The 8,171-nt window shown below is 72.3% G+C and carries 7 protein-coding genes and 1 rRNA gene; 3 read left to right on the plus strand and 5 right to left on the minus strand.

What is annotated here, in order from left to right:
• Window positions 1-13 precede the first annotated feature (13 nt).
• A complete protein-coding gene (locus tag A8711_RS09670; RefSeq protein WP_043328964.1) occupies window positions 14-454 on the plus strand; it encodes a carboxymuconolactone decarboxylase family protein in 441 nt (146 codons plus the stop codon).
• A gap of 60 nt (window positions 455-514) precedes the next feature.
• Here the strand turns inward: A8711_RS09670 and ndk are convergent, their stop codons facing one another.
• A complete protein-coding gene (gene ndk / locus A8711_RS09675; protein WP_069087997.1) occupies window positions 515-940 on the minus strand; it encodes a nucleoside-diphosphate kinase in 426 nt (141 codons plus the stop codon).
• Between the two features lie 144 nt (window positions 941-1,084).
• Here ndk and A8711_RS09680 point away from each other — a divergent pair, with 144 nt between their 5' ends.
• Window positions 1,085-2,416, plus strand: coding sequence for a VOC family protein (locus A8711_RS09680; protein WP_069087998.1), 1,332 nt, complete (start codon window positions 1,085-1,087; stop codon window positions 2,414-2,416).
• Window positions 2,417-2,503: 87 nt separating this feature from the next.
• Here A8711_RS09680 and A8711_RS09685 read toward each other — a convergent pair whose 3' ends face one another.
• From A8711_RS09685 to A8711_RS09695, 3 genes are all read right to left on the minus strand, one after another.
• Window positions 2,504-2,932: a DUF4233 domain-containing protein gene (locus A8711_RS09685; protein ID WP_064448730.1), complete on the minus strand. Its 429-nt coding sequence runs from the start codon at window positions 2,930-2,932 to the stop codon at window positions 2,504-2,506.
• Window positions 2,929-4,200, minus strand: a complete 1,272-nt coding sequence (locus A8711_RS09690; RefSeq protein ID WP_222949356.1) for a folylpolyglutamate synthase/dihydrofolate synthase family protein — start codon at window positions 4,198-4,200, stop codon at window positions 2,929-2,931. The genes A8711_RS09685 and A8711_RS09690 overlap by 4 nt, the downstream gene beginning before the upstream one ends.
• Window positions 4,201-4,277: 77 nt before the next feature.
• Window positions 4,278-6,896, minus strand: a complete 2,619-nt coding sequence (locus A8711_RS09695; protein ID WP_064448732.1) for a valine--tRNA ligase — start codon at window positions 6,894-6,896, stop codon at window positions 4,278-4,280.
• A gap of 69 nt (window positions 6,897-6,965) precedes the next feature.
• Here A8711_RS09695 and A8711_RS09700 point away from each other — a divergent pair, with 69 nt between their 5' ends.
• The gene (locus A8711_RS09700; RefSeq protein ID WP_043331013.1) at window positions 6,966-7,643 is read left to right on the plus strand and encodes a hypothetical protein; all 678 of its coding nucleotides are present in this window, start codon (window positions 6,966-6,968) and stop codon (window positions 7,641-7,643) included.
• Window positions 7,644-7,992: 349 nt separating this feature from the next.
• Here A8711_RS09700 and rrf read toward each other — a convergent pair.
• Window positions 7,993-8,109, minus strand: a 5S ribosomal RNA gene (gene rrf / locus A8711_RS09705).
• Between the last annotated feature and the right edge of the window lie 62 nt (window positions 8,110-8,171).

Genomic DNA, 8,171 nt, shown 5'->3' on the forward strand with positions numbered 1-8,171 from the left:
CGAGGAGGCGGCGATGAGCCGGATGGACATGGCGGCGGTGGCGCCGGAGGCGTACCAGGCCGTGCTGGGCCTGGAGAAGTACGTCCGGACGAACGTGGACCACACCGTGCTGGAGCTGGTGAAGCTGCGGGCGTCGATGCTCAACGGCTGTGCGTTCTGCGTGGACATGCACAGCCGGGAGGCGCTGGGGGCCGGGGAGGACAGCCGCCGGCTGTTCGCGGTCGCGGCGTGGCGGGAGGCGCCGTTCTTCGACGAGCGGGAGCGGGCCGCGCTGGCCCTCACCGACGCGGTGACCCGGCTCGGCGAGCACGGCGTGCCGGACGACGTCTGGGACGGCGCGGCGAAGGTGTGGTCGGAGAAGGAACTGGCCGACCTGGTGGTGGCGATCGCCACCATCAACGTGTGGAACCGGGTCGCGGTGACCTGCCGGACGCAGCCGCCGGCGCAGGTCTGATCGCTGACACACGACGGCCCCGGTCCCGCCAGGAGCGGGCCGGGGCCGTCGGCGCGTCGGTCAGGCCAGCTCGGGGAACCAGAGCGCGATCTCGCGCTTGGCGCTGTCCGCCGAGTCGGAGGCGTGCACCAGGTTCTCCCGGTTCGACAGCGACAGGTCGCCCCGGATCGTGCCGGCGGCGGCCTTGCGGCCGTCGGTGCTGCCGATCATGGCGCGCACCACCTCGATCACCTGGTCGCCGGAGAGCACCAGCGCCACGAGCGGGCCGCTGGTCATGAACGTCTTCAGCGGCGGGTAGAAGGGCTTGTCGACGTGCTCGGCGTAGTGCTGGTCGGCGAAGTCGCCGTCCATGGTCCGGGTCACCATCGCGTCGATCCGCAGGCCCTTGCGCTCGAAACGGGACAGGATCTCGCCCACCAGACCGCGGCGCACCGCGTCGGGCTTGATCAGTACGAGCGTCCGCTCGTCCGGGCTGCTGCTGGACACGCTGGTTTCCTCCTGCGCACTCAAACGGGGTCGGCTGGGTACGGTCAGCGTAGCGACCCGGTCCCGGCGCCGGCGCGGCGGCTGCGTCTTCCCTGGCCCGCCGTGGCGGCCTAGCCTGGCCCTGGAACCCCTGGGAGGTCCACTGTGGCGAATGGCGGGAACCGCACGATCGCGCCGGTACGCAAACTGATCGGCACGGTGCTGGGCACCGTCGCCACCTTCGTGACGGTGTTCGGGCTGGGCATGACCAGCTGGGCCATCGTGGCGCTCGGCGTCGCGCTGCTGGTGCTGGCGATCGCGCTGGCCACGGTACGCGGCGGCGGTCGCACCTGGGTGATCGGGCTGGGGCACGTGCACAGCGCCTCCGAACCACCCACCCAGTACGCGTTCGGCCGCTGCGAGCTGCAACTGGTGATCGACGCGCCCGGATTGCCGCCCCGGTCCAAGAAGATCATCGAGCCGCGGGTGCCGGTCGCCAAGTGGCCCTCGCTCGGCCAGGCGCTGCCGGTCCGGGTGGCGCTGGACGACCAGCGGCACGTGCGCGTCCTCTGGGACGAGGTGCCCACCCACGCGGAGACCGCCGCCGCGGTGGCCGACCTGCCGCCCGAGTACGACACCCCGGACCCGCTGGACGAGCCGCTGATCGCGCAGGAGGCGCCGCCGTGGGCCGGGCGCGCGCCCGAGGACGACTTCCGCGACGACTACCCGCCCGCGCCGGAGGAGTACCTGGACGACGTGCCGCCCCGGGCCGAGGAGCGCGAGCCGGTGGTGCTGCACCAGAGCCCCAGCGGCCGGATGGTGCTGGAGGGGCAGCTCGTCGAACCGGCAGCCGCCGGCCCGCTCCCCCGCCGCGCCCCGGCACCCCGCGTCCCGGCCGAGGAGCCGATCGGCGCCCCGGCACCCGACAGCACGCGCGCCGAGGCGGCCGACACCATTCCCGTCGAGACCGTGCCCGACCCGATCGACGTGCCGCTGGACGACCCGGCGGACGCGCCCCGGCGCTCCGACACCCCGCCCACCGCCGAGGAACTGGACGAGGCCATCTTCGGCCCGTCCGCCTCGTCCGGCCCGGCGGACGCGGCCGAGCCAGACGGGCTGGGCAGCCCGATCAGTGGCGTCGGCATCACCCTGCTCGTCACCGACCTGGACCGGTCCCTCGACTTCTACCGCGAACTCGGCTTCGACGAGCTGGACCGGGGCGAGGGCAACGCCGTGCTCGCCTCCGGGCCGACCCGGCTGGTGCTGCGCCGGGTCACCGGCGCCGCCCCGATCAGCCGCCGGCTGGTGCACGTCAACCTCGAGGTGGACGACATCCAGGGCGCGTACGAGCGGCTGCGCGAATCGGGCGTCCGGTTCACGTACGCGCCGCGCGTGGTCAACCGGGGCACCAAGCTGGAGGTGTGGGCGGCGGCCTTCCGCGACCCCGACGGTCACGGCGTCGCCCTGACCCAGTGGCGCACCCTCGCCGAGGTGTAAGGAAGGGCCCCTTCTTAACGCCTCAGGTAGAGGAAGGGGCCCTTCTTAACACAACACCGCGCGGCACCGCGCCGCGCGCGACGGCGCTCAGCCGAGGATGACCCGCCGCACGTGCAGCGCGTACGCCCACACCAGCGCGAACATCACACCGAGCGCGAACAGCGACCAGTGCAGCAGCCCGGAGAGCAGCAGCAGACCCTGAAGCACGGTGCCGGCGTGCCACGCCCACGGTCGGCGCATCAGGCCGGCCAGCACCACGCAGGCGACCGCCAGCGCCACGATCGCGCCGATCGCCGCGCCGCTCAGGTCACCGCCGACCACCCGGATCGGCTGGATGGCCAGCAGCAGCACCAGCGCCTCCAGCGCCATCGTGCCGGCGCCCAGTCCACGTACCGCCTTGTCCGGGTTCCGGAGCCCGGACCGCCGCTCGCCGCCCGCCTGCTCCGGACCGGCCTGGTCCTCCGGCGTGTCGCCGGCCGCCGGTTCAGGGCCCGGACCCTGCTGCGGGCCGGTCATCGCTTGAGCAGCCGGCGGGCGTCGGCCACTGTCACCACCGATCCGGTGACCAGCACGCCCACCCCGGCCAGCTCACCCGGCACGTCGGACTCGGCCTCCGCCACCGCCGCCTCGATCGCGTCGGGCATCTCCCGGGTCACCTGCACCCGCTCCGGCCCGAAGATCTCCCGCGCCAGCGCGGCCAGCTCGTCCACCGGCATCGCCCGGGGCGAGCTGTTCTCCGCCACCACGATCGAGTCGAGCACCGGTTCGAGCAGTTCCAGCAGGCTCGCCGCGTCCTTGTCGCCGAGCACCGCCAGCACGCCGACCAGCTTGCTGAACGCGAACTCCTCCTGCAGCGCGGCCACCGTGGCGGCCATGCCGTGCGGATTGTGCGCGCCGTCGAGCAGCACCGTCGGCGCGGTCCGTACCCGCTCCAGCCGGCCCGGCGAGCTGGTCGCGGCGAAGCCCTCCCGGACCGCCTCGATGTCGAGCTGCCGCCGGGCACCGGCGCCGAGGAACGCCTCCACCGCGGCCAGCGCCACCGCCGCGTTCTGCGCCTGGTGCGCGCCGTGCAGCGGGATGAAGATCTCCTCGTACACGCCGCCCAGGCCCTGGATGGTCAGCACCTGGCCGCCGACGGCGACCGCGCGGCGCAGCACGCCGAACTCGGCGCCCTCCCGGGCGACTGTGGCGTTGACCTCGGCGCAGCGTTCCAGGATCGGGCGGGCCGCCTCCTCCTCCTGCGCCGCCGCGATCACCGTGGCGCCGGGGTGGATGATGCCGGCCTTGTGCAGCGCGATGTCCTCGATCGTGTCGCCGAGCCACTCGGTGTGGTCCAGCCCGATCGGGGTGATCACGGCGACGCCGGCCTGGATGACGTTCGTCGCGTCCTCCGCGCCGCCGAGCCCGACCTCCACCACGGCCACGTCGACCGGGGCGTCGGCGAACGTGGCGAACGCCAGCGCCGTGGTCATGTCGAAGTACGTCAGCGGCTCGGCGAACCGCTGGTCGACCAGCTCGGCCAGCGGCGCGATCTCCCGGTACGTGGACACGAACCGCTCCTCGCTCACCGCCTCGCCGTCCAGGCTGATCCGCTCCCGGACGGTCTCCAGGTGCGGGCTGGTGTAGCGGCCGGTGTGCAGCCCGAACGCCCGCAGCAGCGAGTCGATCATCCGGGCCGTCGAGGTCTTGCCGTTGGTGCCGGTCAGGTGAATCGACGGGTACGCCCGCTGCGGGCTGCCCAGCAGGTCGAGCAGGGTTTCGATCTTCTCCAGCTCGAAGTGCATCCGGGTGAAGCCGCGCGCGTTGAGCGCGGCCTCCACCTCGGCGAACGCGCTGCGGTCGGTGCGGTCGGTGCGGTCGCTCACGAGGGCAGCGCCTCCAGGGCGGCGTCGATCCGGACCAGGTCCGCCTCGGCCACCGCCAGCCGTTCGCGGATCTTCGCCACCACCGGCTCGGGCGCCTTGCCGACGAACGCCGGATTGTCCAGCTTCGCCCGCGCCTGGGTGGCCTCCTTCTCGGCCGCCGCCCGGTCCTTGGTGAGCCGGGCGCGCTCGGCGGCCACGTCGATCGAGCCGCGAGTGTCCAGCGCGACGCTGACCGCGCCGGGCATGGCCAGCGTGGCGCTGGCCTGGAAGTCGTCGCCGGGCGCGTCGAGCCGGGCCAGCGAGCGCACCAGCGGCTCGTGCGCCGCGATGCCCGCGCCGGTCAGGCCGTCGAGCCGCGCGGCGACCCGCTGGGTCGGCCGCAGCCCCTGGTCCGACCGGAACCGCCGGACCTCGGTCACCACCCGCTGGAGGGTGGCGACTTCGCCTTCCGCGGCGTCGTCGACGAGGGTACGGTCGGCGACCGGCCAGGACGCCGTCAGTACGGTCTCGCCGCCGCTGAGCGCGGACCACAGCTCGTCGGTGACGAACGGGATGACCGGGTGCAGCAGCCGCAGGAGCTGGTCCAGCACGTGCCCGAGCACCCGCCGGGTGGCGTCGGCAGCGGGGCCGCCCTCGGCGAGCACCGGCTTGCTCAGCTCCACGTACCAGTCGCAGACGTCGTCCCACGCGAAGTGGTAGAGCAGGTCGCAGACCTTCGCGAACTCGTACGCCTCGAACTGCTCGTCCACCTCGGCGGTGACGTGCGCCAGCCGGGACAGGATCCACCTGTCGACGGTGGAGAGCTCGGCGGCGTCCGGCAGCGGGCCGCCGGTGTGCGCGCCGTTGAGCAGCGCGAACCGGGTGGCGTTCCAGAGCTTGTTGCAGAAGTTGCGGGAGCCCTGGCACCACTCCTCGCTGACCGGCACGTCCTGACCGGGGTTCGCGCCCCGGGCAAGCGTGAACCGGGTGGCGTCGGCGCCGAACCGGTCGATCCAGTCCAGCGGGTCGACCACGTTGCCGAACGACTTCGACATCTTCTTGCCGTGCTCGTCGCGGACCATGCCGTGCAGCGCCACCACGTCGAACGGCTGCACGCCGTCCATCGCGTACAGGCCGAACATCATCATCCGGGCGACCCAGAAGAACAGGATGTCGTAGCCGGTGACCAGCACGCTGGTCGGGTAGAACTTCGCCAGGTCCGGGGTGCGCTCGGGCCAGCCGAGCGTGGAGAACGGCCACAGGCCGCTGGAGAACCAGGTGTCCAGCACGTCCTCGTCCTGCCGCCAGCCCTCGCCGGACGGCGGTTCCTCGTCCGGGCCGACGCAGACGATCTCGCCGTCCGGGCCGTACCAGACGGGGATGCGGTGACCCCACCACAGCTGGCGGGAAATGCACCAGTCGTGCATGTTGTCGACCCAGGCGAAGTAGCGCTTGGCCAGCTCGGCCGGCTCGATCGCCACCCGGCCGTCGCGCACCGCGTCGCCGGCGGCCTTCGCGAGCGGCCCGGTGTTGACGAACCACTGCAGCGACAGCCGCGGCTCGACAGTCGTCTTGCAGCGCGAGCAGTGCCCCACCGCGTGCAGGTACGGCCGCTTCTCGGCCACGATCCGGCCCTGCTCGCGCAGCGCCGCGACGATCGCCGGGCGGGCCTCGTACCGGTCCAGGCCCTCGAACGGGCCGGGCGCGGTGATGATCCCGCGCTCGTCCATGATCGTCAGCGAGGGCAGGTCGTGCCGCTGGCCGATCTCGAAGTCGTTCGGGTCGTGCGCCGGGGTCACCTTGACCATGCCGGTGCCGAAGCTCGGGTCGACGTGCTCGTCGGCGACGATCGGGATCCGCCGGTCGGTGAGCGGAAGCTCCACCTCGGTGCCGATCAGGTGCCGGTACCGCTCGTCGTCCGGGTGCACCGCCACCGCGGTGTCACCGAGCATCGTCTCGGCACGGGTGGTCGCCACCACCACCTCGTCGCCGTAGCGGATCGAGACCAGCTCGCCCTCGTCGTCGGTGTGCTCCACCTCGATGTCGGACAGCGCGGTGAGGCAACGCGGGCACCAGTTGATGATCCGGTTGGCCCGGTAGATGAGCCCGTCGTCGAAGAGCTTCTTGAACATGGTCTGCACGGCCCGGGACAGGCCCTCGTCCATGGTGAAACGCTCGCGGTCCCAGTCGACGGCGTCRCCGAGCCGGCGCATCTGGCCCAGGATCGCGCCGCCGGACTCGGCCTTCCACTGCCAGACCCGCTCGACGAACTTCTCCCGGCCGAGGTCGTGGCGGGACAGCCCCTCACCGGCGAGCTGCCGCTCGACCAGGTTCTGGGTGGCGATGCCGGCGTGGTCCATGCCCGGCAGCCAGAGCGCCTCGTACCCCTGCATCTTCTTGCGCCGGGTGAGCGCGTCCATGAGCGTGTGCTCGAACGCGTGGCCCATGTGCAGCGAGCCGGTGACGTTGGGCGGCGGGATGACGATGGTGAACGGTGGCTTCTCGCTGTCCGCCGACGCCCGGAAGTGTCCGCCGGCTACCCACTGCTCGTACCGTCGCTGCTCTACCTCGCCGGGCTGGTACTGGCCGGCGAGGGTCGGGGCGTCGGGGCGTCGGGCATCCAGTCTCTCGGTCACCCTGAAAGTCTACGGAGCGCTTTCGAGGACCTGACGTGCGCCACCGGTGATTCGCGTACGGTGGCGGTCATGTCCGACGCGCATCTCACCGAGCGCCCGGTCGACGGGGGTTCCGATCCGGTCGAGCTGACCGAAGAGCCGATCGAGCTGAGCCGCCGCGACCCCGCGCAGGAGCCCGAACGCCGGCCCGTCTCCCGGCGCCGGAAGATCGTCCTCGCCGCCCTGCTGGCGGCCGGCCTGGCCGGCGCCGGCGTGCTCGGCCTCGGTGGATGGCGGGTGCTCCAGCAGAAGGACACCACTCTCGGTCAGCCCACCGAGGTCGCCGGGCTGGTACGCGACGACAGCGAGCGGGCCCGCAGCACCGCCGACTACCTGCGCGACGGGCTCGCCGCCGACATCGAGCTGGACCGCGGCTACGGTGCCGTCTACTCCGACCGCGGCGACGCCAAGCGCTCGGTGCTGCTGTTCGGCGGCACCACGCTGCTCTGGCAGCCCGAACGCGACCTGGACACCCTGTTCGGGCTGATGGCCGACGAGACCGGCCGGGTCGCGGGCCTGCGCGAGGTGGACGCCGGCCGTTTGGGTGGCGTGATGAAGTGCGGTACGACGAGCGGCGACGGCGGTGACTTCGCGGTCTGCGGGTGGGCCGACCACGGCAGCGTGGTGATGGGCATGTTCCCGGGCCGGACGGTCGACGCCGCCGCAGCCCTGTTCCGGGACATCCGAGAGTCCGTCCAGACGCGCTGATCCGTGAACTCGGCGGGCACTCGTCCACGCCAGTGCGGCGAGGGACAGGCACCCGCCCCGTCACGTCGCCGTGGTGACGGGTGCCTGTCCCCGCCCTGGTGACCGCTCCCCGCAACGGCCGCCCGGTTCGCCATTACGGGGAGGTGGCTGCATTCCCGGCACGCCGTTGCCGCCACCTCGGCGTAACGGCCCCCCGGATCGCCATTACGGCGTAGTGGTGGCCGGTTCGGCGGTTCGGGGAAGTGGTGGGTGGTCCACCGTTCACGCGCGCCGGCATGGGGGCCGGTTTTCGGGGTGGACGCGTTTCAGGGCCACCCCCTCACGGGGGTGGCCCTGAAATCGAATGTTTGTCCGGCGGTGTCCTACTCTCCCACACCCTCCCGAGTGCAGTACCATCGGCGCTGGAGGGCTTAGCTTCCGGGTTCGGAATGTGACCGGGCGTTTCCCCTCCGCCATGACCGCCGTAACTCTATGAACATGTCAACCAACCCTGTGGGTGATCGTTTGTTCAGAGTTGCACAGTGGACG

Source organism: Micromonospora sp. II, from assembly GCF_001709195.1.
Classification (GTDB): Bacteria; Actinomycetota; Actinomycetes; order Mycobacteriales; family Micromonosporaceae; genus Micromonospora; species Micromonospora chalcea.

Bases quoted from the DNA above. Each gene is read 5' to 3' on its own strand.
- A8711_RS09670 (WP_043328964.1), top strand. From the start codon at position 14: ATGAGCCGGATGGACATGGCGGCGGTGGCGCCGGAGGCGTACCAGGCC.
- A8711_RS09700 (WP_043331013.1), top strand. From the start codon at position 6,966: ATGTCCGACGCGCATCTCACCGAGCGCCCGGTCGACGGGGGTTCCGAT.
- A8711_RS09685 (WP_064448730.1), bottom strand. From the start codon at position 2,932: ATGACCGGCCCGCAGCAGGGTCCGGGCCCTGAACCGGCGGCCGGCGAC.
- A8711_RS09690 (WP_222949356.1), bottom strand. From the start codon at position 4,200: ATGCACTTCGAGCTGGAGAAGATCGAAACCCTGCTCGACCTGCTGGGC.